The sequence below is a fragment of the Lactococcus formosensis genome (assembly GCF_018403745.1).
Classification (GTDB): domain Bacteria; phylum Bacillota; class Bacilli; order Lactobacillales; family Streptococcaceae; genus Lactococcus; species Lactococcus formosensis.
This window is the reverse complement of record NZ_BOVP01000001.1, coordinates 1-26,289: the sequence shown is the minus strand read 5'-3', so window position 1 is coordinate 26,289 and position 26,289 is coordinate 1. Positions and strand designations below refer to the sequence as shown.

At 35.4% G+C, this 26,289-nt stretch carries 25 protein-coding genes; 18 read left to right on the top strand and 7 right to left on the bottom strand.

Annotated features, from left to right (window positions below; genetic code table 11):
• Positions 1 to 49 precede the first annotated feature (49 nt).
• From KJS37_RS00125 to KJS37_RS00110, 4 genes are all read left to right on the top strand, one after another.
• Positions 50 to 1,024: a tyrosine-type recombinase/integrase gene (locus tag KJS37_RS00125; protein ID WP_042219406.1), complete on the top strand. Its 975-nt coding sequence runs from the start codon at positions 50 to 52 to the stop codon at positions 1,022 to 1,024.
• Between the two features lie 356 nt (positions 1,025 to 1,380).
• Complete coding sequence (locus KJS37_RS00120) at positions 1,381 to 3,555, top strand: MucBP domain-containing protein (protein WP_244851266.1); 2,175 nt, start codon at positions 1,381 to 1,383, stop codon at positions 3,553 to 3,555.
• Between the two features lie 347 nt (positions 3,556 to 3,902).
• Positions 3,903 to 4,094, top strand: a complete 192-nt coding sequence (locus KJS37_RS10475; protein WP_308203567.1) for a tyrosine-type recombinase/integrase — start codon at positions 3,903 to 3,905, stop codon at positions 4,092 to 4,094.
• Between the two features lie 996 nt (positions 4,095 to 5,090).
• On the top strand, positions 5,091 to 5,477 hold the full coding sequence (locus KJS37_RS00110; RefSeq protein ID WP_023889740.1) for a hypothetical protein: 387 nt from the start codon (positions 5,091 to 5,093) through the stop codon (positions 5,475 to 5,477).
• A 233-nt stretch (positions 5,478 to 5,710) separates the two neighbouring features.
• Here KJS37_RS00110 and KJS37_RS00105 read toward each other — a convergent pair whose 3' ends face one another.
• The 6 genes from KJS37_RS00105 to KJS37_RS00080 form a co-directional block, all read right to left on the bottom strand.
• Positions 5,711 to 6,565, bottom strand: coding sequence for a PhzF family phenazine biosynthesis protein (locus KJS37_RS00105; RefSeq protein WP_213495351.1), 855 nt, complete (start codon positions 6,563 to 6,565; stop codon positions 5,711 to 5,713).
• Between the two features lie 168 nt (positions 6,566 to 6,733).
• The gene (locus tag KJS37_RS00100) at positions 6,734 to 7,939 is read right to left on the bottom strand and encodes a multidrug effflux MFS transporter (protein WP_213495349.1); all 1,206 of its coding nucleotides are present in this window, start codon (positions 7,937 to 7,939) and stop codon (positions 6,734 to 6,736) included.
• Between the two features lie 467 nt (positions 7,940 to 8,406).
• Positions 8,407 to 8,559 carry a bacteriocin immunity family protein gene (locus KJS37_RS10370; RefSeq protein WP_244851263.1) on the bottom strand — a complete coding sequence of 51 codons (153 nt, stop codon included), beginning with the start codon at positions 8,557 to 8,559 and terminating at the stop codon, positions 8,407 to 8,409.
• Positions 8,560 to 8,834: 275 nt separating this feature from the next.
• The gene (locus tag KJS37_RS00090; protein ID WP_240246865.1) at positions 8,835 to 9,152 is read right to left on the bottom strand and encodes a hypothetical protein; all 318 of its coding nucleotides are present in this window, start codon (positions 9,150 to 9,152) and stop codon (positions 8,835 to 8,837) included.
• A gap of 21 nt (positions 9,153 to 9,173) precedes the next feature.
• Positions 9,174 to 9,488 carry a bacteriocin immunity family protein gene (locus KJS37_RS00085; protein WP_165713259.1) on the bottom strand — a complete coding sequence of 105 codons (315 nt, stop codon included), beginning with the start codon at positions 9,486 to 9,488 and terminating at the stop codon, positions 9,174 to 9,176.
• A 650-nt stretch (positions 9,489 to 10,138) separates the two neighbouring features.
• Entirely contained in the window at positions 10,139 to 10,432 is a 294-nt protein-coding gene (locus KJS37_RS00080; protein ID WP_017369041.1) for a hypothetical protein, read from the bottom strand.
• A 192-nt stretch (positions 10,433 to 10,624) separates the two neighbouring features.
• Here KJS37_RS00080 and liaF point away from each other — a divergent pair, with 192 nt between their 5' ends.
• The 12 genes from liaF (at position 10,625) to KJS37_RS00020 (ending at position 21,133) form a co-directional block, all read left to right on the top strand.
• Complete coding sequence (gene liaF / locus KJS37_RS00075; RefSeq protein ID WP_017369042.1) at positions 10,625 to 11,242, top strand: cell wall-active antibiotics response protein LiaF; 618 nt, start codon at positions 10,625 to 10,627, stop codon at positions 11,240 to 11,242.
• Positions 11,239 to 12,219: a sensor histidine kinase gene (locus KJS37_RS00070; protein ID WP_017369043.1), complete on the top strand. Its 981-nt coding sequence runs from the start codon at positions 11,239 to 11,241 to the stop codon at positions 12,217 to 12,219. Before liaF ends, KJS37_RS00070 begins: the two co-directional genes overlap by 4 nt.
• A gap of 24 nt (positions 12,220 to 12,243) precedes the next feature.
• Positions 12,244 to 12,879 carry a response regulator transcription factor gene (locus KJS37_RS00065; RefSeq protein ID WP_213495347.1) on the top strand — a complete coding sequence of 212 codons (636 nt, stop codon included), beginning with the start codon at positions 12,244 to 12,246 and terminating at the stop codon, positions 12,877 to 12,879.
• Positions 12,880 to 12,958: 79 nt separating this feature from the next.
• Positions 12,959 to 13,762, top strand: coding sequence for a Cof-type HAD-IIB family hydrolase (locus tag KJS37_RS00060; protein WP_213432364.1), 804 nt, complete (start codon positions 12,959 to 12,961; stop codon positions 13,760 to 13,762).
• Positions 13,763 to 13,823: 61 nt separating this feature from the next.
• Entirely contained in the window at positions 13,824 to 14,414 is a 591-nt protein-coding gene (locus KJS37_RS00055) for a peptidylprolyl isomerase (protein ID WP_213495345.1), read from the top strand.
• 1 nt (position 14,415) lies between these two features.
• A complete protein-coding gene (locus tag KJS37_RS00050; RefSeq protein WP_017369047.1) occupies positions 14,416 to 14,811 on the top strand; it encodes a CvfD/Ygs/GSP13 family RNA-binding post-transcriptional regulator in 396 nt (131 codons plus the stop codon).
• A 17-nt stretch (positions 14,812 to 14,828) separates the two neighbouring features.
• Positions 14,829 to 15,434, top strand: coding sequence for a TVP38/TMEM64 family protein (locus KJS37_RS00045; protein WP_019291660.1), 606 nt, complete (start codon positions 14,829 to 14,831; stop codon positions 15,432 to 15,434).
• Between the two features lie 104 nt (positions 15,435 to 15,538).
• The gene (locus KJS37_RS00040) at positions 15,539 to 16,852 is read left to right on the top strand and encodes an FtsW/RodA/SpoVE family cell cycle protein (RefSeq protein ID WP_165713263.1); all 1,314 of its coding nucleotides are present in this window, start codon (positions 15,539 to 15,541) and stop codon (positions 16,850 to 16,852) included.
• Positions 16,853 to 16,995: 143 nt separating this feature from the next.
• Complete coding sequence (locus KJS37_RS00035; RefSeq protein ID WP_017369050.1) at positions 16,996 to 17,427, top strand: flavodoxin family protein; 432 nt, start codon at positions 16,996 to 16,998, stop codon at positions 17,425 to 17,427.
• A 214-nt stretch (positions 17,428 to 17,641) separates the two neighbouring features.
• Positions 17,642 to 18,832 carry a CHAP domain-containing protein gene (locus tag KJS37_RS00030; RefSeq protein ID WP_213495343.1) on the top strand — a complete coding sequence of 397 codons (1,191 nt, stop codon included), beginning with the start codon at positions 17,642 to 17,644 and terminating at the stop codon, positions 18,830 to 18,832.
• A gap of 140 nt (positions 18,833 to 18,972) precedes the next feature.
• Positions 18,973 to 19,872: an ABC transporter ATP-binding protein gene (locus KJS37_RS00025; protein WP_213495341.1), complete on the top strand. Its 900-nt coding sequence runs from the start codon at positions 18,973 to 18,975 to the stop codon at positions 19,870 to 19,872.
• The gene (locus KJS37_RS00020; RefSeq protein WP_213495339.1) at positions 19,865 to 21,133 is read left to right on the top strand and encodes an ABC transporter permease; all 1,269 of its coding nucleotides are present in this window, start codon (positions 19,865 to 19,867) and stop codon (positions 21,131 to 21,133) included. The genes KJS37_RS00025 and KJS37_RS00020 overlap by 8 nt, the downstream gene beginning before the upstream one ends.
• Positions 21,134 to 21,180: 47 nt before the next feature.
• On the opposite strand, the gene KJS37_RS00015 is transcribed toward KJS37_RS00020, so the two are convergent.
• Positions 21,181 to 21,615 (bottom strand): Spx/MgsR family RNA polymerase-binding regulatory protein, encoded by a 435-nt coding sequence (locus KJS37_RS00015; protein WP_017369054.1) that lies wholly within the window; start codon positions 21,613 to 21,615, stop codon positions 21,181 to 21,183.
• Between the two features lie 585 nt (positions 21,616 to 22,200).
• Between KJS37_RS00015 and carB the strand changes: the two genes are divergently transcribed.
• Both carB and KJS37_RS00005 read left to right on the top strand, forming a co-directional pair.
• Complete coding sequence (gene carB, locus KJS37_RS00010; RefSeq protein ID WP_213495337.1) at positions 22,201 to 25,386, top strand: carbamoyl-phosphate synthase large subunit; 3,186 nt, start codon at positions 22,201 to 22,203, stop codon at positions 25,384 to 25,386.
• Between the two features lie 91 nt (positions 25,387 to 25,477).
• Positions 25,478 to 26,008 carry an rRNA large subunit pseudouridine synthase E gene (locus KJS37_RS00005; protein WP_096368489.1) on the top strand — a complete coding sequence of 177 codons (531 nt, stop codon included), beginning with the start codon at positions 25,478 to 25,480 and terminating at the stop codon, positions 26,006 to 26,008.
• Positions 26,009 to 26,289: the final 281 nt, after the last annotated feature.

The window sequence follows — 26,289 nt, the reverse complement described above, 5'->3', positions numbered from 1 at the left end:
GAAAAAACATTTATTGTTGTTAAATCTAATAAAAACAGAGGAAAACAACATGGAAATTTCAATTCAATCAGCAATTCAAGAAATGCTTTTTGATAATAAAGCAAGAGGATTGTCGAAAAATACAATTATATTCAGAGAAAAAACACTAAAGGTTTTCTCTGTTTTTTTGTACCAAAATGATATTTTAAATATTAGCGAAATCAAACCAATTCATATAAAACAATATCTAGTTGACAGATTAGAATGTGGCTACTCTGAGACGTCCGTTAATGCACATTTGAGAGCTATCAGGGCATTGTTTGCATACTGTGTTAATGAAGAATACATGAGGTATGAGGAAGCGCCTATACACCGTGTTAAATGGATTAAAGAGAGACGAATTGTTGTTAATACATTTACAGATGAAGAAGTTAAAATGATGCTCCGATATACAAGAAAAAGAACTTTCAATAAAATCAAGAAAACGGGAAAAGGAAGAACTGGATTTTGTACAAAATTTGTGAATGAGAGGAATTACTTGCTAATACTTGTACTCACGGATACTGGTTTGAGGATAAATGAAGCTTTGAATTTAAAATTAGAACACATTAACGATTCTCAAATTATTATTAAGAATGGTAAAGGTAAAAAAGATAGAATTGTGCATTGTTCACCACTTGTATATAAACAATATCTTAAATACACTAGAGCAAAAGATAATTATTTGTCCAGTAATGGAATAATTCCCACCGAAAATGTATTTGTCACTAAGTTTGGTAAAAAATATGATTATAGATTAGCAGAAAAAGAAATTTATAAAATAGGAAAAGCTGTGAACATTCGTGACAGTATCCGTATCTCACCTCATACTTTCCGTCACTACTTTACTCAGAAGTTAGTTAGAGAAAATGTTGATATATACATGATTCAAAAACTATTAGGTCATTCTAGCATTAAAACAACGGAGATTTATCTTAGGAGCTTAAATATTGAAAATGAGATTAATAAGATGATTAAATATAGTCCTTTGCAGAATTTAGATTAAATATAACAGTTATATTACGTGAGTATCATAATAAAAAGTAGGATATGACCAACTATATTAAATATTAACTGAAAACTATAAAACAGCTAAAAAAGTTAGCTGTTTTTAATTATCATATTAAGTAAAAGTAAGGATTGTATTTCAATAAAAGTAGGGTTTATTTAACAGTTATTTTTTTCTGAAAACGATGTACTTACTATTATATCTACATTTTCAAAAATATTCAAGAGCACCCGTATCATTTTTTCATTTCTTATTTTTTATAAGAATGGCATATTAGCAGGGTTAAATAGTATCATTCTTTCAAGTAAACCCTACTTTTTCTTGCAAACGAAATATGAAGATTGGAATGAATTATGAAAAAATTAACTTCAGTTCTTGCTTTAGGCACGGTATTATTAGGATTCCTTTCCCCTGCAATAGAAGGTATAGCTGAAACGACACACCTTTCAGACACTACTAATGGTATTGAAATTGGACAATCATCTGAGGATTCAACACAAGTAGGCAACGAAATTGATAATAGCCCCACCCGTCCTATGCAAGATATTGATGAAAATCAAAAAAAACAGTCATCTAATGTTGTTAGTGAAGATAATCTGGTTCTAACGAATCCAGTACATGATAATCAAAATGAGAAAACCAAAATTTTAAATGAAAAAAGCTGGTTAGCTACTGAACTCGATGATAACCAAGCGTTTATTGATGCAACGGTTACTGCTGTCAATAAATCAGAAAGTGAAATACAAAAATCTGATTTAGAATTGATTAAGACATTGAATGTAACTGGTGCATCAAGTATTCCAGAAAAAATTTCTGATTACATTACTTTAGAGAACTTATATGTTGAAAAGGGAACCGTATCAAGTATTCCAGATGGTCTTTATTCACTCAATAAGACCCTTAAAAACTTGGGACTTCGAAATAATCATTTCATTGTTTTACCAGAAAAGCTATTTGATGATTCTTTTTGGATTGGAAAAAGTAATGGTTTAACTTTACTATTAGATAATAATCAAATTGTTTCTGATGTTCCTAATAATACAGGTACTGCAGGTATGTTAGACTTTAACTCACGTAATAACATGTTGGAATATTTTAATAAAACAGATTATCATAATAATCCTCAAGGACAGCTTATGTATCAAGGAGGAACCCCAACGATAAATGTTCCAGTTGGTTATGATTTTAACGCTAATACTCCAGATACTACGAATCTTTCTCTTTATGTGACTAATGCTGGCTATCAACCATTATTTCCTGGACATGAATTTGTTTATTATGATGACGGAAGTAGTTCAGTAATACAAAACGGTGTTGCAACTCATTCTGGAAGTGGAAAAATATGGGTAAAAAGTAAATTTTCAACCTTAACCAACCCTTTTGCTAGAACACAAATCAAAGTAAATGTAGAGGCTCCTGCTGTAGCAGGAGATGTCACAGTAAAATATGAAGATGTAAATGGAATTTCTATTTCAGATGATGTTGTAAAATCAGGAAATATTGGTGAAGCCTACACAACAGAACAAAAAGATATCTCGGGCTATACTTTTAAAGAAGTCAAGGGCAACGTATCAGGTCAATTTACAGATCAACCGCAAACGGTGATTTATGTTTATGAACAAACTAAAGACCAATCCACAGTTATTGTACATGACTCAGAACTCACAGTTGGTGATGCATGGAAATCAGAAGATAATTTTGACAGTGCCACAGATTATTATGGAAATACTGTTCCTTTTTCAGACATCACTGTTGACGGAAGTGTCGATACTTCTAAAGTAGGGATTTATAAAGTAACTTATTCAAGAATACTTCCTGCTTTCTTTTCTGCTGAAAATCAGGGAGAATATTCTGCTGTAGCCACAATTACTGTAAAAGATGCTCAACCTGTAAAAGGTGGGGATGTTACTGCAAAATATCTCGATACAAACGGAAATAAGATTTCAGATGATGCTGTAAAAACTGGTAATGTCGGTGAGACCTACACTACTGAACAAAAATCTATTGATGGGTACACATTCCAAGAAGTTCAAGGCAATACGTCTGGTCAATTTACGGATCAAGCTCAAACGGTAACCTATGTGTATACCAAGAATGAAATACCCAATGCAACTGGAACAGTCCTTGCTAAATATGTGGATACAGATGGGAATAAGATTTCAGAAGATATTGTGAAATCAGGAACTGTTGGGGAAGGCTATAGTACTGAAAAGAAAGTTATCAAGGGTTATACTTTCAAAGAGATTCAAGGCAAAGCGACTGGTCAATTTACAGATCAATCTCAAACTGTAACTTATGTTTATACTAAAGATAAAAATGATACAGTGAAGCCTGAGCCAAAACCAGAGAATAAACCAGATTCCAAGGATAAAAATGATAATCAAGGAATAACATCTTCAACACAACATGGATTACCTGCAACAGGGGAAAATGAAAGAATGACGATGATGAGCATCATCTTAGGATTAGTTCTTGTAGCCTTGGGAGCAGTCGTTTCGATTTTCCGATTTAAGAAAGTAAATAAATAATACCAAAAAGAAGTTATGCGTTATAACTTCTTTTTTTATCAAAAAATGAATAACTATATTAAAAGTCAAGAATAAGGTGTTTTGAAACTAAATGGTTTAATAAATAGTTGAAGGTATACAAAAAATCTTGCAAGAGTATAAGTTTAAAAAATTAATCTTTGTGGTGGGAGGGTAGATATATTTATATTAGTTTGTTCTCATCAAAGGTTTTATTAGTTTTGGGGAAATAGAAAATTAGATGATAACCTGTTTTTAAGCAAGACAGGACAGTGTATAAAGATAGTGGTTAACATTGAGTTAATAATTACTCAAACAGGCTTAAAAGCCAATGTGAGAGGCTCTGTGAGGTGCTCTCACCGCATACCTTTAGACACTATTATACAGTCAAAAATGTTCAACTAGGACAAGATGTATTTACTATTAGTAAGTTATTAGGGCACAGTGATTTATCAATTACTCAAACATATATACAGTCTCTAACTAATGAACAATTAATTACTAAGGCTTTGAATTTTAGCCCACTGACAAATTTGAAGTGAAGAATAAGTAATGAATTAATTTTATATTATTTTTTTATATATTGAGTGTGAGTATTAGACTGTAGAATACAATTTTTTGGCTAAAATAATTAAATATTTTGGAGAAAAACAAAAATGGTTAATTTTTGTGAACAATTAGAAAATTATGGTATGATTAAGGTACATAAAACTAATCTCTTTACAAAGAGGATCATTCCTAAGATTGGAAAAAACTGAAAAATATTAAAGCAAAAAGTATTATATTCTCAGCAAGTTGATTTTTGTTAATTAGTACGCCTTATTTTGTGGATAGAGCAGGTACTATAGCAAATAATTCAACTTCATATGTGGGGACACCTGCTGATATTCCTGAAGATGCATCCCAAGTGATTTCAAATAAAGAAAATCATATAGAATACACAATCAATAACGGAGGATAGATACAAGATTCAACTGGAGAAGATATTCAAGTCCTGGTAAATATATCGACCAACATCGAATCTAATAGTGATGGATCTATAGTTGGAGAAACTAAATATACAGCATATCTTGAAGATGCAGAGGTTGTAGCAGAAGTCCCAGAAAATCTACTTACAGTTGGTAGTAATATTTTAAGTAAAGGTTTTTTTGGAATTAATGCATTTGCACAAACAAGTAATACTGGTACATATACACATGATAAAGGAAATCATGTTAGTGTATCTACAACGGTGAATTGGTCTTCAAGTGGAATAAATAAGAAAATTAACTATGTTACAGGCAATTATTGTATCTTTACTTCGGGATTTAAGGTGAAAAGTTCTAGTTTAAGAGTAGGAAAATCAAACTTAATTCAACAAAATATTTCAAAAGTTTGGAATCTTGGAGGAGCTCATAATTGGAGAGTCAACTGTAACTTTCCTTATCGAAGTACTGCAGGGAACGGTGTAGCAGGTGGAGCCAATTATTCATTGACTATAACTAATGGAAGAACATCGTATAGTGTAACTCTTTATAATACAGTTTGGGGTGGATAAAATGAAAAAAAATAAAATAATATTAGGTATATCTTTAGTAGGATTTATTGCTTCCATGTTCCTTCCATCCTTTCAAGGGATAGATATTAAGGTTTTTGATTATACAAAGATGAATTATTTTGAATTAGTTAAAGAAAAGTGGTGGATTTATGTACTGCTGTTGATTATCTTGGTATTAATAAGAACTTTATCAATAGAAAAGTCTAAGATATTATCAAGTATCTTTGTCTCTGGTTTCATATTTTTTAACCTATCACTTTTGTCACTAGAAAACGGACATTTATTTATAAATGGCTACCCAGTTTTGTGGGGTTATGCAGTAGCTACTTTATTTGGATTATTAGTGTCATTTTCCTTATTAATAGATACTTATAAAGATCGTGGATAAGTTGTAATAAACTAACTAGACAAAGAATTTTGTATATTCTAATTACAAAAAAAGAATCATTAGTATCCCTGATGATTCTTTTTTATAGAGAATCTCCCTATAATTTGCGTCAGAACTCGTATTAAAGTAGAGGGTGATCAGATAAATTTTGGGGGGAGTACCAGTATTAAAATAATGGGATCTTATCTGGTAAACCTATGTTGGAAAAAATTATGACACTAGTATCCCCAGTTTTATGCCTCAATTTTTGTAATTAATTTAGTTTCACAATAATGGCCTCTGCCAGCCACATAGACTTTTACAATTTCTTTCTTATTGTTAGTCTCTAATTTAACAAAAATTTCAGAAGGGGAGTTTAAAGAATACCCTTGTTCAAAGGTATATAATTCTTGTTCGAGATGGATTTTTTGATATAGGTAACATGCTAAGGCACAATTTGAAGTGCCTGTTGCTGCTTCTTCATCAATATCAAAACTAGGCGCAAAATTTCGGCAAATTATACGGTTTTTATTGAAGGTATAAAGATGCATACCAACAACACCATATTCATCGCTAAGGTTTTGGATTTCAGAAAAGTCAGGTTGGAGGTCATGTAGCATTTCTTCAGTTTTAATTGGAACTAATATGTCTTTTAAGCCTGTTGACACAATTTGAATAGGATAATCTGTTTCAATAAAAGTTGTATCAAAACAACCACTGAACTGTTCAATAGATAAAACATCATAAAATTTGGGTTCTGTTTGTTCCATAAAAACCATGTCGTCTTTTAAAGTAATTGTTAAAATCCCACTATTGGTTTCAATTGTGTAATTATCTTTGAAGAGTTTATTGAGATAATCCAGTATGATAAATGAAGCAATTGTAGCATGGCCACATAAATCAACTTCCTCTTTAGGTGTAAAATATTCAAATTTATAATCAGCTCTTGTAGATTTTGATATGAAGGAAGTCTCTGCAAAACCTAATTCTTTGGCAATAGACATTTTTGATAAAGAGTTTAGGGGGTGCTCTAAGAGTACAACTCCTGCCTTATTACCTCCTTTTTGATTTTTACTAAAAGCACTAGCAACATAAACTGTGATTGTCATAAGATTTTCCTTTTCTCAATTATATTCTTTCATTATACCTAGTCATTATCAAAGAGTAAAAAATAGTCACTCGCTTATTTAAAGGATATCTGTGAGGTATTATAAAAATCCTCCCCAACCGAGGAAGATTTGCGGCATTTTACTCATTGAATGAATATAAAATGATGATTATTGATTGCTTTTAATTTTTAAAAAATTTACTAACACCAACATCATAGCAAGGATAATAGTACAGAATAGGGGAAATACAATCAAGGAACCTGTATGAATTATCCCGACTACAAATGTACAAATACTTACTATGAGATAATACCCTAAACTTAAGAGTGCTCCTGATATTCCAGCTGTTTTTGGAAAGTTATCGAGTGCTAAACTTAGGCAATTAGGCAATGCCATCCCAATTCCTACCAATAAGAAAAAGATGCCTAGTATATATAATATAAGTTCACTTATACTATTTAATTGCATCAATGAAGTTATTCCCCAAAATAATGTTGACACAAGGGATAAAAATATCCCCTTTCTAATTATTAGTATAGCATTTGACTTTTCTAATAACCTGCTAGATTGCCAAGCTCCAATCATTGTGGATAAAGCGACAATACATCCCATAAATCCATATTGACTTTGCGTAAAATGAAAGTGATCAATAAAGATACCAGGAGCTTCAGAATAATATCCGAAGATCATACCATTTAATAATCCAATGAACAGGCAAAAAATGATAGTGTTGGAATCTAAGAGCATCTGTTTAGCTAAACTGAATACACTAAGTAGGCTGGGATTTACCTGATTGTAGTTGAGGGTTTCTGGTAAATTCTTCAAACTAAAATAAAACAGTAACATTCCCATGATTACTAGCACACAAAAGACAATCCGAAAGCCATAGAATTGGGTGATAATACCACCTATAAGGGGGCCGAGTGCAGGGGAGAAGGCCAAGACAGCCGATATTTTAGCAAACATATGATGCCGTTCTTTTCCTGTATAGCTGTCTCTTAAAATGGTTTGAGTAGTAACTGATCCAGTGCTTGCACCAAACGCTTGTATAAATCTGCCTATAAATAGTAGGACTATATTATTTGATATCAGACAAAGAATACTACCAATGATGTATACTAATATCCCAGAATTCATTGCCTTTCGTCGGCCAAAATAATCGGAACCGATTCCCCAAAATACTACTCCTAGAGCGAACGCTAGAAAATAGATGCTCAAAGTCATTTGAGCCACATTGAGACTTGTATTGAAAGCTTTAGCAATTTCAGTTAGAGATGGCGTATAGATTGTTTCACTAAGCTGAGGGAAACCTACTAGACATACGAGTAAAAGTAAATTTATACTATTATTTATTTTTTTGGATGTTTTTTTCATTATAATCTTTCTTAAATTATTTAATTTTTAACTGTGAAAAAAACATCCTTTGAAGGGAAATGGTGGGATCATAATTTTAATCCATAAATAGAAATTTATAATAACACCTCCTTTTCGAAATCTAAGAATTAATTATAACATCAATTAAAAAAATATCAAATCAGTTGTAGCTATTCCTTGCCTTTAATTAACTATAGACTTTTCAATAAGTAATAAAAAAGTAGAGGAAGAATATAAGCCAGTTGAAGATCTGATACAAGAAGAGATGAAAAAAGAACTTGAAGAAATGATGAGCAATGCTCTGAGATTAGGATTATTGTTAATATAAATGATGTGAAAATTAGACCAAAAGACTCACATAGAAAATGGGTTAACTCCAGTGCCTTTATTCCAAAAATTATTTTGAGTAAGATGTCTAAATAAAGAAATGCTTTCCTTTGACAGCTTGCCTTGTATTGCTAAGGGCGTTAAAGAAGACTTAATTCCATAGCGACTTGTGAGAGGTTATCATTGCTTTGATACTTAACCTTCAATTCTTTCAAAATTTTTAATTCATCGTCACTTATTTGTGGTTGTTTAATCAAACGGTCAAGTTCAGTCATTATTTCTGTTTTATTCATAGTTTATCAATTCTAGAATTTCTTCATTTATTACTTTATCAATTATGTAAGATAGGCGTTCCGCCAGTGCCATGAGGAATGTTCTTATTAGGGGGATTTATGGTTGCTTAAAAAGTTTCCCATATGGATCAGAATTTTTACCGAGAAATAAAATCCAATGTCTACTATTCAAAATGTGCAGTTCTTCATCTGAAAGCACTTTGTAATTTTTGTCCATCATATTTTTCTCTTTTTTAAATTTAAAAACATTTTTATTTTATATGTTTAGATTTAATCTATAGAGAAGTTGCAGAGCCCATAAAAGCAGTGCCGAAGATTTGACTTTCTCTGAGATAATGAGATATTTTTTTATTAAATATTTTTAAAGCCGGACTTTGAGTTTTTCCAACAAATGTAATTTGGAGACGTCTAAGCACATTTGATAGAGAGACTCCTTTTTCAATTAAATCAACTGCGATGGAAACCTTCTCTTTTTCAAAGTTAGTGGTCGCAGAGTTTTCAATAATATCTTTTAGTTCACTTAAAACTTCCCGTTCTAAATCTTTAAAGTCATTTGTTTTTTGTTTATTAAACACTTGTTTCTCTCCCATCATATTGGCTAGCTTGTAACATTATCAGTCTAAATAACTATTGTTAAACAACATAGAACCTCTATTTAAACCGATTGGGGCAATACTTGTAATAATAGGACCAAGTTTTTTATAGAACGAAGAAGCCTCACTAGATAAACCATTTTTCATTGCTTCTTTTTGCATACTTGAAGATACTCTATTTATAACTACAAGTAAGTACTTTCCCTTTTCCACATCTTTTTTAGCTAGTAATCCAATTTTTCTTTCCCTAGCAGTGATATTTTCACTCAAAATAAAATCATATAATAAGTTTAAAAAATCTTGCTCATTTTGTTTAAATTTTTTAGAAGTAAACATGAAATACCTCGTTTCTATCGAGAAGAGTGTTAGGACCAAAACCATCACCACTGTCCTCAGATATTGGGGATAATCCAAATCCTATACTAGCGGAGCTCTTTGTAAATTGGTAAACATACTTTCCATTATTCTCGTTAAATAACTGTTAGGTATGTTTATTAAAGGAGATTCTCCCTTATCAATTTTTGAGGAATTTGTTTGGAAGTACTGTATAATTTTTGTTTTTTCCTATTTTTTCTCCGTTTTATAAAATATTCAAACATTTTTATTTAGATGATTATATTATAATACTTTGTGTTTTTAATAACAATTAAGGAAAGATTAAGTTGGAGTTGAATTATTATTACTAAAAATATTGTAAAATTGTAAGAGAGATATATGTATAACTCGAGGAAATATAGACAGAAGGCGTTTCTCAATTATTTCAGCAAATAAATAATTTAATATCAAAAATTTTATTAGATGATAGACGATATTTTTCAGAAGCAGGTTTTCAAATGAAAATTCAATAAATTTCGTAATATGGAACCATATATTATATTTTTAAATCATACAGATATGGTGAGTATCAATTCTAAGTTCAGTAAAAAACTCCTGCCTGTAACGAGCAGAAGTTTATTGAGAAAACGGTTCTAAAGTAAGCTTATTTATCAAAGGGTGAGTTCCGAAAGATTCGCTACACTTAACCGATAAAGTTCCTCCGCCGATAACGTATGCCTTTCTACTGTTAAACTTCCATCCTTGTTTATTTCTAGTTTCTGCTCAGGGCCTGCAAGTGATGATAGACTAGCTCCCCATGCGACAAGCATGTTTTTTAAGATATTGTTTTCATTAATGAAATCTTTGGAACGTCTTGTTCCAAGGAACCGAATTTCATTATTGCTAAAAGTTAATTTTAGACGAAGATTTGGCATTAATTCGGCTTTGATTAATTGTGGGACCATAAAATCTCCTTTCTGTATTTATTATTGTAGCGCTTTCATTTGATAGAGTCAAAGAAATGAAAAAAATTAAGGAATGGGTGCCAAGGAGCATGGTCTTTCTTAGCGTATCACTTTAGAGAATCGTGAATGAAAAATTGTAAAATAAGACCAAAGACCGAGCAGAGAGTGGCCTTTTTTTGGTAGAATAGAGGTATGAATAGACGGATAAAAACATTTATTGTTATAGAGCTTTGTATCGTAGTTGCTTTGCTTTTTCATATTCTAAAATCACCGTACTTCCTTATATTGCTTGCTTTAGCCGTATCATTTAGTATCTTGTCACGTAAAGTAACCTTTCTCCGTCCTGTCACAGCAGTACTCTGGATTTTCTTTGCAGTAATGCTCTTGACAGCTGGATGGTTTTGGTTGGCGCTTCTTTTTCCTCTTCTGGTTGGGATTAGCTTCTGGAAAAGACAAGCTTACACGATGCCAAATTCTTCTTATAGCCAATCCTATGCTGATAATACAGAAGATATCACGAAATCCAATGGAAATGATGTCATTGATCTCTATGATGTGAATTTTAGACCTGAAGGAAACAGCTTGAGTATCAAGAAATCAGCAGGAAATACTAAAATTATCGTACCAGACGATGTTGCGGTAGCTTTAGAAATTACCGTATACAATGGTATCGTCAAGATTTTTGATGAAGAAACTGAAATTAATCCTGTAAACTTCCGATACTTTTCGGATATGAAGGAAGACGCTGAAAAGCGGATGCGGATTAAACTACAAGTTGAAACAGGAAATGTTGAGGTGGTGAAAGGATGAAGAAATCAATCATTAAAACCTTCACTGTTCTCTTTATCATTATTGTTTTGGTAGATGTTTTATTATTTTCGATCACTAGTGGCGTTTCAACAGCCAGTATTATGGGTGAAATTGCGAATAATTTTTATGGAATATGGATTTTTCTCTCTGTAGCCGGTTTGTTAGCCTTGGTTTTTACATTTTTCAACTTTCTGGAAAACAGTAAAATTAAGAGAGACTTTTATGATGATATTCAGCGCGTCAGCCAAAATCAAGAACCTGAGCATCCGGAGTTGAAGGCGCTTCATTTTCGTTTAAAAGAGATGTCTGTCGAGCTGCAAGAACTTTCAAGCCAAAAATCAGCCAATAAAGCAGAAATTGTGGAAACGGAAAGAAAACGTATTTCGCGAGAACTCCATGACTCAGTCAGTCAAGAACTTTTTGCTGCCACGATGATTCTTTCTTCTGTAACGGGCAGCGAAGCTGAAAACTCTAATCTCACACAAGATCAAATTTTGACACAAACACGTTTGGTTTTAAAAATTTTACATGAAGCACAGAATGAGATGCGGGCTTTATTGCTTCATTTAAGACCTATTGAATTAGATGGCAAGTCACTTTCTGCAGGCTTAAACTCTCTAACAGATGAATTGCAGGCGAAGATATCAGCCAATATCAATGTAAAGCTCAGTGATATTCAAGCATCATCTAACATCGAAGACAATCTCTTCCGTATGGCACAGGAAATTCTGAGTAATGCTTTACGTCACTCCCAAGCTGATAATATTGAAGTAGTTCTTAAAGAACAGTATGAGAACATTATTCTTAGAATAGCAGATGATGGTGTCGGCTTTGACACACGTGACAGTAAATCAGCCAGCTATGGTCTAGTCAATATAAAAGAGCGCGCGCTTTTGCTCGGTGGTGATGTTAAAATTATCAGTGCACCAAATCAAGGAACAAGTGTTGAGATACGCATTCCTCAAGTGAGTCAGTAAAAAGTTAAAAGTTAAAAGGAAAAAATGGATAAAATAAAATTATTAATTGTCGATGATCATCAAATGGTCCGCTTAGGACTCTCTAGCTTTATGAATATACAGCCTGATATTGAAGTAGTAGGAGAGGCAGCTGATGGAGAATCAGGCTATCTTAAAGCAAAAAACTTAAAACCGGATGTTATTCTAATGGACCTGGTTATGGACCGTTTAGATGGTATAGGTGCGACCCAAAAAATCTTATCGGAAATGCCAGAACAGAAAATTCTGATTTTGACGAGCTTTTTAGATGACGAAAAAGTCTTTCCTGCTTTAGCCGCTGGGGCCAAAGGCTATATTCTTAAAACCTCTCAGGCTGCCGAAATTGCCAGTGCTATTCGTAAAGTCGCCAGTGGGCAAGATGTTTTATCGGGTGCGGTTAAAGAAAAAATTAACCAGCAAAAATACCGTAAACCTGAATTGTATGATAATCTCTCAAAAAGAGAAATGGAAGTTTTGAAAATATTAGCCCAAGGTTTTTCTAATCAAGAGATCGCGGATCAACTTTTTATCAGCCTTAAAACAGTCAAAACTCACGTCTCTAACATCTTCAATAAATTAGAAGTAAATGATCGTACGCAAGCCACAATTTATGCTATCCAGCATAAACTAGTTGATCAGTAAACAACTTTTAAAGCAAGCAGCATAAGCCCTAATTGTATGTACAATAGCGAAAATAGTCTATATCTGTTATAATAGAGTCATGAAAGATTTAATCGAAAGAGCTTCAAAAATCAAAATTATTTTTTTCGATATTGATGATACTTTACGTGACTTAAAAACAGGCTATATCCCCGAAAGCTTACCCTATATCTTTGAAACTTTACGCCAAAAAGGAATAAAAACAGGTATTGCGACAGGACGAAATTACTATAATGTTCTCCCTGAAATCCGCAATTTAAATCCTGATTTTTTTGTAACGATTAATGGTGCTTTGGTGCAAAACCAGGCGCAGGAGATTATTTACAAAAATCCTTTGGACAAAGAGACAGTTGATGAAATAGTGACATGGCTAAAGAGTGAAGGAGCTGAATATCTTTTTGTAGGAAACGAGAACTTAAAAGCTTCTAAATGGGAAGGATTGACTGAACAAGTTATTCCTGCTGATTATGGCATACTTGAGGTTAAACCTGATTACTACAAAGAGCAAGATGTTTTTCAACTGCTTACGATATCTGAATATGATCAAAGGCTTCACCTGCCTGAACGTTTATCTAAAAAAGTAAGAATGGTTCGTTGGCATCCAAATTCTTCTGACATTATTCCAGTTTCTGGTAGTAAAGCTAATGGTTGTATGAAAGTACTAAAATATCTTGGGCTTTCGGCAGAAAATATGATGAATTTTGGTGATGAGCTTAATGATAAGGAGCTTTTTGATTTGGCCGGACTTTCGGTTGCTATGAAAATATCACATCCTCTCATTCTGGAAAAAGCAGACTATGTCACGGATACAGTACAGAATGATGGTGTATTAAAGGCTTTGCGCGCACTTCAACTCATCGATTAAACTTACAAAAATGAAAGTCTCATCTACGAGATTTTTGATAAAATTTAGAAAAGAGAAACAAATGACTTACCCACAACTTAATCTTGAAGCACATAATGGAACAACAGCAATCATTCGTACAAACCATGGTGATATGACTGTGAAACTCTTTGACGAGCTCGCTCCAAAAACAGTAAAAAACTTTGTTGAACTCAGCAAGAAAGGCTATTACAATGGCATTATTTTCCACCGTATTATCAAAGACTTTATGATTCAAGGTGGCGATCCAACAGGTACAGGTATGGGTGGCGAATCAATCTATGGTGAAAAATTTGAAGATGAATTTTCACAAGATGTGTTCAACATTCGAGGTGCCTTGTCAATGGCAAATGCTGGACCAAACACAAACGGAAGCCAGTTCTTCATCGTTCAAAATCAAAACCTTCCTTATCCAAAATCAGCCTTGATTGATGGTGGTTGGCCTGAAGAAGTTGCTGAGGTTTATACTCAAGGCGGTACACCGCATCTTGATGGACGTCACACAGTATTTGGTCAACTTGTGGATGAAAAATCATTTGAAGTTTTAGATAAAATTGCTGCTGTACGTGTTGGAATGCAAGATCGTCCAGTTGACGATGTAGTCATCGAAAATATTGAAATTATCGAGAAATAAAATGATTGATAAATCTGTAAAAATTGGTGATAAAGTCACTGCTGAGATAATCGGGCTTCAGGATTACGGTGCTTTTGTAAAGTTTGTGGATCGTCAAAATACTGAGCATAAGGGCTTAATCCATATTTCCGAAGTTCAGTCAGGTTTCGTCAAAAATATTCGAGAAGTTATCAAAGTAGGGCAACATGTAAAAGCCCAGATTATAGACATTGATGAGTACAATGGTAAAGTCAGTCTATCAATTCGTAGCCTCGAAGAAAATCCACAAAATCATTACTTTTATCGTAAAAAACGATTCACAGATTCACGTAATAAAATTGGCTTTAAAAGCTTAGCCGAGAAACGAGAACTTTGGATTGAAGATGGCGAAAAATATCTGAAAGAAAGAGCAAACTAAATCCAAACGAGGTGAAGATGAACAACAATGTCTTAAAATATACCAAACGAGTTTTTAACGTGATTACAATTTTGGGTTTTATTGCTACTATTGTTGGTAGTGTTTACCTCTGGCATCTCGGTGCTTTTCAAGATCAAGAAATTTTAAAACGTCTGGTAACAGCTCATGCTTTGCTTGGTCCGATAATTTTCTTCTGTATGCAAATCATCCAAGTAATTATTCCTATTATTCCGGGAGGCTTAACAATTGCAGCAGGGGTCTTAATATTTGGACCTTTCTGGGGGTTCGTTTACAATTATGTCGGGATTGTTGTTGGCTCAGTAATACTTTTCCATCTTGGACGAAAGTATGGACAGTCCTTAGTCCAGGTCTTTGTCAAAGAGAAAACCTACAACAAGTATATGGCTTGGCTCGAAAAAGGACAAAAGAGATTTAACATTGCTTTTCTGCTTTTAATTCTATCACCAATCGCGCCTGATGACGCTTTGGTTCTCATTGCAAGTCAGACTCGTATGAGTTGGAAATTCTTTAACTGGGTGATGATTTTATGTAAGCCGCTGCCGATTTTATTCTATTCATATGCTTTAATCTTCGGTGGAAATTTACTTGGAAATTTGTTCTAACTAGAACTTTAAATAACGAACAAAAATGGTTTTGCGAAAGCAACCATTTTTATATAAATAATGTATAATAGAGCCTATAGACTTTCTAGTGATGGAGCTTCATTTTGAATAATAAAACAAATACAATCAATAAAAAGAAAAAGCAGCCTAAAAATAAGCTAACTTTTGATAGTCGTATTGACTATGCGCTCATCCTGCCGGCTTTTCTTTTAACAGTTATCGGTCTTTACGCCATTTGGGTTGCTGTAAGTCATGACTATCCAGCGCAAGCTGTTAAGATGGTAGGTCAACAAGGAACCTGGATTATTGTTGGAGTTATCTTAGCTTTAATTGTTATGCATATGGACTCGAGGCTGCTTTGGAACCTCACACCGGTTCTGTATGGCATTGGGCTGGTTCTGATGGTACTGCCCATATTCTTCTACAGTCCTTCCATGTATGAGCTCACGGGTTCGAAGAACTGGGTGGCCTTTCATAACACCAATCTTTTTCAACCCTCCGAGCTGATGAAAATAGCCTATATATTATTTTTAGCAAGGGTTGTGGTTTCTTTTCAAAACAAACTGAAAAAACGTTATCTTAAAGATGATTTTATCCTGATTGGAAAAATTGCCTTGGCTACTGTGCCCATTGCCATTCTTGCCGCTTTGCAAAAGGACTTTGGTACCTTCATGGTTTTCCTTGTGATTGCAGCGGGAATCATTCTCGTTTCAGGTGTATCTTGGAAAATTATCTTGCCCGTCCTTCTTGTTGCTATCCTTGTGGCAGTAGGAGTTGTGGCCATGGTTATGAATCCTAAGGGACAAGAACTTTTGGGGACTGTTTTCAGCCAATATCAGATCAATCGTTTCTTAGCTTGGCTACATCCCTTTGAGTATACACAGACCTTTTCACTTCAACAATCTCGTGCATTGATTGCCATTGGAGTAGGCGGTCTCTTCGGACATGGATTTGGGGTGGCAAATGTTAATGTACCTGTCCGTGAATCAGATATGATTTTTACCGTTATCGGAGAAGATTTTGGTTTTGTCGGTGCAACTTTCGTAATTTTACTTTACTTTATCTTGATTTACCGTATGATTCGCGTGACTTTCCAGTCTAATAATCAGTTCTATATCTTTATATCAACGGGAATTATCATGATGATTTTATTCCACGTCTTTGAAAATATTGGAGCAGCGATTGGCTTAGTACCATTGACTGGTATTCCTTTACCGTTCATTTCGCAAGGTGGTTCGGCATTGATCAGTAATATTATTGGTTTAGGGCTCGTACTTTCCATGAAATATAATCAATTGCCTGAGTTTGTATTAGTTCGTGAAGCAGGTAGAAAAAAATTAGAACATAAACGAGCACGTCTGTCTCGTTCATCCTATAAAAGGGTGAAGCCAAAGGGAAGACGGAGAATAAACAAATAAAAAGCTTTTCAATGGAAAAGCTTTTTTACTTTAAAAAACCTATTAATACCAAGGGTATTTCAAAAATTTATAAGCTAGAAATTTCACATACTTCACAAAATATGATAGTCTATAAGTGAAGGAACAAAGGAGGAATTATTAAAATGAAATATGCAGTAAGATATGCTTCACGTGGTGGAAATACCCGTGCAGTTGCTGATGAAATTGCGAAAAAAATTGATGTGAAAGCAGAACGAATCTCGGAACCGTTAGAAGAAGAAGTGGATGTCTTATTCCTTGGAGCAGGTGTTTGGTTTGCTTCTGTAACAAAAGATATGAAGGAATACTTGGCTGCTTTGGACAGTGGGAAAATCAAACAGATTGTTGCTTTTTCTACTTCTGGTCACTTAGAATCGGCAATTAAAAAAATTACTGCAGCAGCGAAAGACAAAGGTATTAAAGTTCATGAAGAATCTTTTGATTTGCATTTAAATATGCAAGGAATGACGTTTTTCGCTCCTGCTGGTGGTGATTTAACAAAAGAGCAAATCAATGAAGTGGATGCTTTTGTTGATAAAGTGCTTGCCAAACTATAATATTAATTTACGCCCTTTTATTGAAAAGCTCCTTATTTTTGGAGCTTTTTTCGTTTCTTTAAATTATACAGTTCATTAAAAATATATTACGTTTGAGAAACATTGTGTAACTCACGTGTAATCTAAAAGAGTATTTTTGTAATAAAAACAAAAGGTTTTGTGATACAATGGTAATGTTCGAATAAGAAAACATAAGGAAGTAAACTTAAAATTTATGAAAAAGAAATTAATTGCGACATTGATGCTCTCAACAGTTGTTTTGACTGCAGGTGCTCCTCTGTCTAGCGTGAAAGCAGATTCAACAGAACAAAAAATTGCTGAACAAGATTCTAAGATTGCTACTGTAAAGGGTGAGGCTGCTCAAGCTCAATCACAAGTAGATGCTGTAAGTACCCAAGTTCATACATTGAAAGAGAGACAAGTTTCAATGAAGGAGGAAGTTGAACAGTTATCAAAACAACAGAAAGCACAATCTACACAGATTCAAGAATTAAATAAGAATATCCAAGAACGTAGTGAAGCTTTGGAAGCTCAGGCACGGAGTGCACAAACAGAAGGTGGAGCGACCAATTATATTTCTACTCTTTTGAATTCTAAGTCAATAACAGATGCCATCCAAAAAGTGACTGCGATGGCAACGGTTGCTGATGCGAATAAGTCGATGCTTGAGCAACAAGAGGCAGATCAAAAGGCTATTCAAGATAAACTCAAAGATAATCAAGAGAAATATGCTAAGGTGACACGCTTGCAACAAGACTTAGAAAGTCAGGCGGACGAGTTAGCAACTCAAGAAGCTCAACTTAAAGTTGCTCAGCTTAGTTATGAAGCCACAATTACAACTGAAGAAGGTAAAAAGCAAGAGTTGCTTTACCAAAAAGCCGAAGCTGAACGTGCAGCACAAGCAGCGGAAGAAGCACAACGGTTAGCCGCTGAGCAATCAATGGTAGCTCAGCAAGAAAAGGCAAAGGAAGATGAACCAACGCCGCTGCAACCTTCAACACCAGACTTGGGAGATGATTCGGAGGTTATACCACCGAACCCAGGACCAACGCCCCCTCCTACACCAGGGCCAACACCGCCGCCACCACCGATAGTGACTCAAAACCCATATCCCGCAGGTCAATGTACTGCTTATGTTTGGGAACGTCTCGGAGGAAATATGCCTACTTATATGGGGAATGCCGCTGATTGGGTAGTTTATGCTAACGCTGGTCCAGCTGTGGGTAATATCATTGTCTTTCCTGCAGGAGTCCAAGGTGCAGATTCTTATTATGGTCACGTAGGGGTTGTAGAACAAGTTTTGGGCAATGGTCAAGTTGTAATTTCCGAAGGAAACTTTAATGGTGGCTGGGGTTCACAGCGTACTGTCTCAACATCAGGAGTTTACTTTATTAATCCATCCTAAAATAATAAAGAAGTAAGAGATACTTGCTTCTTTTTTTGTTTTATTTGTAACCAAGAAAGAATAAGGTTTTTATTTCAATATCTCATCTTAATAAGGTATACTAAGTAAAAAGGTTAACATTTAACTTTAAGGAGGAAGGGATGCTCGAAGTGAAAAATCTCCGAAAAACATTCGGAGAACTTGTTGCTGTTGATGATCTGAGTTTTACTATCGAAGATGGTGAGATATTAGGTTTTATCGGTCAAAATGGATCGGGAAAAACAACAACATTTAGATTAATATTGGATTTTTTGATGCAAGATTCTGGGAACGTACTCTGGAATGGCAAGCCACTCTCAAGTGATGAATATAATATCATAGGTTATTTGCCAGAAGAAAGGGGACTGTATCCGAAAGACAGCATAGAAACACAGTTGCGTTTCTTTGGCCAACTAAGGGGGAGAACGCGAAAAGAAATCGATGAGAAAATCGATTATTGGATGGAAAAATTTGAGGTTAAAGGTAAGCGAACAGATAAGGTTAAAACTTTATCAAAAGGTAATCAGCAAAAAGTTCAGCTTATTGCTACGCTTATCCATGAACCAAAACTTGTTATTTTAGATGAGCCATTCTCTGGTTTAGATCCTGTAAACGCAGAGCTACTCAAAACAGCTGTAGCTGAACTTCGAGACCAAAAGGTCTGCGTTGTCTTCTCAGACCATAATATGATGAATGTCGAAAAGATGGTGGATAAGATGATTATGGTAAAAGAAGGTAAGAAAATACTAGATGGGACTGTCGATGCTGTACGGCAAAGTTTTGGACGGACTAAAGTATTTATTGAGGCACCTGTAGCACAAGAAGAACTCGCACAGCTGGAAGGTGTAAAAGAAGTACATGTGGAACGTAATGGTACTTATGAGTTAACCTTAGAAAATGAAGAAGCTGGCAAAGTTGTCTTTGACTATGTTACAAAATCAGGCTATATCCAGATGTTTTCACAACAACCACCAAGCTTGGAAGAAATATTCAAAATGAAGGCAGGTGATGCTCATGAATAGTAAGTTTTGGACAATAGTAAAAGAAGTCTTTCGTAAAAATGTTAAATCGGTTGCCTTTTTAGTCATGGTATTTCTTCCACTTCTTATTGGATTAGTTATCTATGTTATTGCAAGAGTTGCCAATGATGGGACAGGTGATGTTGATCGTATCGCAGTAGTGACAAAGAATAAGGAAATCGGAAGCGCACTAACTGAAGTTAAAGGTAACATTAAATATGAAGTACTGGATAGAGCAGCGGCAGACCGTAAACTTAAAGATGAAGATGTAGGTGCTATTTTAGCTTTAGAGATGAATCAAGGGAAAATAAGCTCAACCTTAGAAACCACACGTTCTCTTGATACGGCAACTCAAATGACTGTCTCACAGACACTTACAGCAATCCAACAAAGTGTCTTTGCTACTCAATTAGGCTTGTCACCAGACGAAAAAACAAATCTTCTTTCTCCTGCTAAGTTAGAACCTATGCATGTTGAATTTGACGCGGATGGCAATCGAATTCAAGGTACAGATTATTCTGGTTTAAGGCAGGTTATAGCTACAGTCTTGATTGTTATGATTTGGATTTTCGTTGCGACTTATGGCAGCATTGTAGCACAAGAAATAGCCAGCGAAAAAGGAACGCGTATCATGGAAGTTATTCTTTCCAGCGTTAAAGCCGAAACACATTTTTATGGTAAGTTGGTTGGTATCATCTTAGTCTGCTCAGTTAACGTACTGGCTTATGTTGTACAGATTGGCGTGGGTTATCTACTTTTCAGAGATAATGATATGATACGTAGTTTCCTTAACGGTTTGAATCTTCAAGAAGTCTTTACAGGACAATTTTGGCTGGTTATTCCAATTGTCATCTTGGGTATTCTTTTGTTTACATTCTTAGCAGCCCTTTCTGGCTCACTCATTTCTCGAGTGGAAGATGTACCCAAAGCCCAAACACCTATGACAATGATTGGGCTACTTGGTTATATGCTTTCTGTAATTTTCGCTTCTCAGCCTGATAATATCGTGATGACTGTGACAAGTTATATTCCCTTTATCTCTAGTTTTGTCTTGCCCATGCAGATTGCAACAGGCGTAGCAAGTAATTTACAAGTCTGGATATCCATGGGGATTATGTTTGTGACGATGCTGTTTATTCTCTTGTTCTCTGCACGACTTTATAAATCAAATGTTCTGATCTATAGTAGTGATGGTTTGCTTAAAGTTTTGAAACAATCACTTAACAATATTAGAAATGAAGACAAGTTAAAAAATAAAGCATGATAGAAAAAGCCAAGGCTTCTGAATCCAGAGCTCTTGGCTTTTTTTTATCAACTTGCATGAATATGGAAATCACGTTCTAATACAATATCACGGACTTTGCGACTAATATCGTTTAGTCTTACTTCGCGGACAGGACGTGGTAGAAATTTTCGAATATCATCATCATTATAACCAATCTGAAGGCGCTTATCATCCAGAATAAGAGGACGACGTAGAATAGAACGGTTCTCTTTCATGATTGTAATCAAGGTATTTAAAGAAAATCGTTCAAGATCTAATGATAAACTCTGATAAGCACGACTTCTTTTTGAAATAATTTCTTCCGTACCATTTTCAGTCAAAGCAAGTATTTCAAGCAAATCCTCTTTTTTAAGATCATCCGTGAGAAGATTTATTTCTTGAAAATCTACACCGTTGTCAACGAGCCATTTTTTTGCTTTTTGGCTTGAACTGCAACCAGCAACTGTATAAATTTTGATCATATTGTCCCCTTTGTCAAACTTCTTATTTATTTCTAATTTACTTATGGATTAATTATAACATTTTTACGAAAAGTGTCAAGGATATTATTAAAAAAATTTAATTATGAATTTACCTTTAAATTAAAAAAAGGAATAGAATCCCTTTGCAAAGTGGGTTTATAGATTATCTGGTATCAAATAATAAAATGATTCATCCAAAATCAACAAAGGTTTTCTTTTTTTGTTTATTAATATATAAGCGTTTTCTATTTAATGTAATTCTTATTATCGTTTGTTTAGATAAATGTATTTTAAAAAATAAAATTATGAAGGAGATGCTCTTTCAAAGTTTTCATTTGACTGCTTCTTTAGAAAATGATATCCTACTAAGGATAAAACTTTTAAACTGGTCCAGAGAGGCTAGCAAGGTTGTGAACATGAATATTAAGCCCTTTAAATAAAAAGGGAATACTCTATCTTCTTTGCACTTGCTTTTTCTGGCAGGTGCTTTTTTCTTAAATTTCTCAGAAAGCGAGAAAATGCCTGTCAAAGAGTGGTGCAAAGTTTATCTCACAGCTGCTTTGGAATTTTAGAAATGGGGATACTATGCCAAAACGTACGGATATTAAAAAGATTATGATCATCGGTTCAGGACCGATTGTTATTGGTCAGGCTGCTGAATTTGACTATGCAGGAACTCAAGCTTGCTTGGCACTTAAAGAGGAGGGTTATCAAGTTGTCCTTGTGAACTCTAATCCAGCAACGATTATGACTGATCGTGAAATTGCGGATAAGGTTTATATTGAGCCGATTACGCTTGAGTTTGTCAGTAAAATTCTTCGTAAAGAAAGACCAGATGCGCTCTTGCCGACTTTAGGCGGTCAAACTGGCCTAAATATGGCGATGGAATTAGCAGAAAGTGGTATTTTGGAAGAACTTTCGGTTGAACTTTTGGGCACAAAACTATCAGCAATTGACCGAGCAGAGGACCGTGAATTATTTAAAGAGCTTTGCGAAAGTATCGGCGAACCTTTGTGCGAATCCGAAATTGCAACAACTGTTGAAGAAGCAGTTGCGCAAGCAAAAGAAATCGGCTACCCTATCATTATCCGTCCAGCCTTTACGATGGGAGGAACAGGAGGCGGTATTTGTGATAACGAAGCTGAACTTCGCGAGGTCGTTGCCAATGGCTTAAAACTTTCTCCAGTGACACAATGTTTGATTGAAAAATCAATAGCTGGCTATAAAGAAATAGAGTATGAAGTGATGCGTGACTCAGCGGATAATGCCATCGTGGTCTGCAACATGGAAAACTTTGACCCCGTAGGTGTACATACAGGAGACTCGATTGTCTTTGCGCCAAGTCAAACCTTGTCAGATGTTGAATACCAAATGCTTCGTGATGCTTCATTAAAAATCATTCGTGCTTTGAAAATCGAAGGGGGCTGTAATGTTCAGCTTGCTTTGGATCCACATTCTTATAAATATTATGTGATTGAAGTAAACCCACGTGTCTCACGCTCTTCTGCCTTGGCTTCTAAGGCGACAGGCTATCCTATCGCTAAGATGTCCGCTAAAATTGCAGTTGGCATGACGCTGGATGAAATCATCAATCCTGTCACAAACACAACCTATGCTATGTTTGAGCCAGCTCTTGACTACGTTGTTTCTAAAATTGCACGCTTTCCTTTTGATAAATTTGAACATGGTGACCGTAACCTTGGTACGCAAATGAAAGCGACAGGGGAAGTTATGGCTATCGGTCGTAACATCGAAGAAAGTCTCCTGAAAGCTGTACGATCTTTAGAAATAGGTGTGAGCCACAATCGTCTGGAAGAAGCAGAGAAAGTTACAGAAGAGTTCTTGTACGAAAAAATTATCAAAGCACAGGATGACCGTCTCTTCTATATCTCCGAAGCGATTCGCCGGGGGATTCCCATTGAAGAAATTGCGGCTTTAAGTAAGATTGATATTTTCTTCCTAGACAAATTACTCCATATCGTTGAGATTGAAAAAGAGTTAGAATTGAATGTTTTTGATCCAGAAATTTTGAAGACAGCCAAGAAAAATGGTTTTTCGGATAAAGAGATTGCTCGACTTTGGAATGTGACAGAGTCAGAAGTACGCCGTCGTCGCAAAGATGGAGAGATTTTGCCTGTCTACAAAATGGTAGACACTTGTGCTGCCGAGTTTGAAAGTAGCACACCGTATTTCTACTCGTCTTATGCATGGGAGAACGAATCTGTAAAATCTGAAAAAGAAAAGATTCTTGTTTTAGGTTCAGGTCCGATCCGTATTGGTCAAGGGGTGGAGTTTGACTACGCGACTGTTCACTCTGTTAAAGCGATTCAGGCTTTAGGTTATGAAGCAATTATTGTTAACAGCAATCCTGAGACGGTTTCTACTGATTTCTCAATTTCAGATAAACTTTACTTTGAACCATTAACTTTCGAAGATGTTATGAACATTATCGACTTGGAAGAGCCTAAGGGTGTTATCGTGCAGTTTGGTGGGCAGACAGCGATCAACCTTGCAGAACCTTTAGAAAAAGCAGGCGTACGTATCTTAGGGACACAAGTTGCTGACTTGGAGCGTGCAGAAGACCGTGATTCTTTTGAGAAGGCTTTGTCAGACCTAAATATTCCACAACCGCCGGGTGCGACAGCCACGAATGAAGAAGAAGCTGTTGCCAATGCCGCGAAGATAGGCTATCCTGTCTTACTCCGTCCATCCTTCGTTTTAGGTGGTCGTGCCATGGAAATTATTGATAATGAAGCCGATTTACGTAATTATATGAACCGTGCGGTTAAGGCTTCGCCAGAGCATCCAGTATTAGTAGACAGCTATTTGACTGGACAAGAGTGTGAAGTTGACGCTATTTGTGATGGAAAAGATGTTTTGTTGCCAGGAATCATGGAACACATCGAACGCGCAGGGGTTCACTCAGGAGACTCGATGGCGGTTTATCCACCACAAACCTTTAGTCCTAAGATTATTGAGACAATCGTAGATTACACTAAACGCTTGGCAGAGGGTTTGAACTGTATCGGGATGATGAATATTCAGTTTGTCATCCATGAAGAGCAAGTATATGTTATTGAGGTGAATCCACGTGCTTCGCGTACGGTTCCTTTCCTATCAAAAGTTACAGGAATTTCGATGGCACAGCTTGCCACACAGATGATTTTAGGAAAAACACTAGCAGAGCTCGGTTACACATCAGGTCTCGCCCCAGAGTCAGAACTTGTCCACATCAAAGCACCTGTCTTTAGCTTTAGCAAATTAGCAAAAGTGGACAGCCTTCTCGGTCCAGAGATGAAATCGACAGGTGAAGTGATGGGATCAGATACAACCTTAGAAAAGGCACTTTATAAGTCTTTTGAAGCTGCAAAACTACACATGGCTGATCATGGATCAATCCTCTTTACAGTGGCTGATGAAGATAAAGCAGAAACCTTAGAGATGGCGAGACGTTTTGCTGAGATTGGTTATTCGCTAGTAGCGACTTCGGGAACGGCACAGTATCTAAAAACTGCAGGACTCTATGTTCGAGAAGTTGGTAAAGTAACGGAGTCGACTGAAGAGACCGTTATCGATGACATTCGTAAGGGACGTGTTCAAGCTATTGTCAATACCATGGGCAGTAAACGTGTTTCAACAACTGAGACAGACGGCTTCCTCATACGTCAGGAAGCAATTAGTCGTGGTATTCCACTCTTTACAGCTTTAGACACAGCAGAAGCTATCCTCCGTGTGATGGAGAGCCGCTCATTTACAATGAATGTAATTTAAACAAAAAAGGCAGACTAGAACTGCCTTTTTTGTTGTGAAGTTGGCTTGATGGCAGATGCGAAGCTGGGCTACTTTTGGTACAATAGAGAAGATGATATTACTATTTAATAAACCCTTTGACGTACTCACAAAATTTACTGATACTGAAAATCGTAAGACACTGAAAGATTATATTGATATTCCTAATGTATATGCTGCAGGAAGGTTAGATAAGGACAGTGAAGGCTTGCTTTTACTGACCGATGATGGGAAGTTAAATCATAAGCTCACTGACCCAAAGTCCAAGTCTTATAAGACCTATCTTGTACAGGTAGAAGGAGAGTTTACAGAAGAAGCAGCTCAAAAACTGCGTGCTGGTGTGCTACTCAAGGATGGTAAAACCCTTCCGGCAAAAGTTAGACGAGTTTCAGAACCCGAATGGCTGTGGGAGAGAACGCCACCGATTCGTGAGCGAAAAGCAATACCCACAAGTTGGGTTGAAATTTCCATCAAAGAAGGAAAAAATCGCCAAGTACGTCGAATGACTGCCAATGTAGGCTTCCCGACTCTACGCTTAATCCGTACGAAGATTGGTAATTATGAGTTAGGAAATCTTCCCTCAGGAAAATACAAAATAATCTAAGCTTGCCAGAGAAACTTTAAAAATAAAAACGCTCAAATTAGCATTTTAAAATGTTAATTTGAGCGTTTTTAAGTTCAGTTGAATAGGTTCTGTCATGTATTTGAAATCATTTTAACTTACAAGAAACAAATGTTAAAATATAATGAGAAGTATTCTCAGAATACAAAAACACTTGACAAGGAAAATGCCATGCTTTATAATCCGACAGCACAGCACAGCACAGCACAGCACAGCACAGCACAGCACAGCACAGCACAGCACAGCACAGCACAGCACAGCAC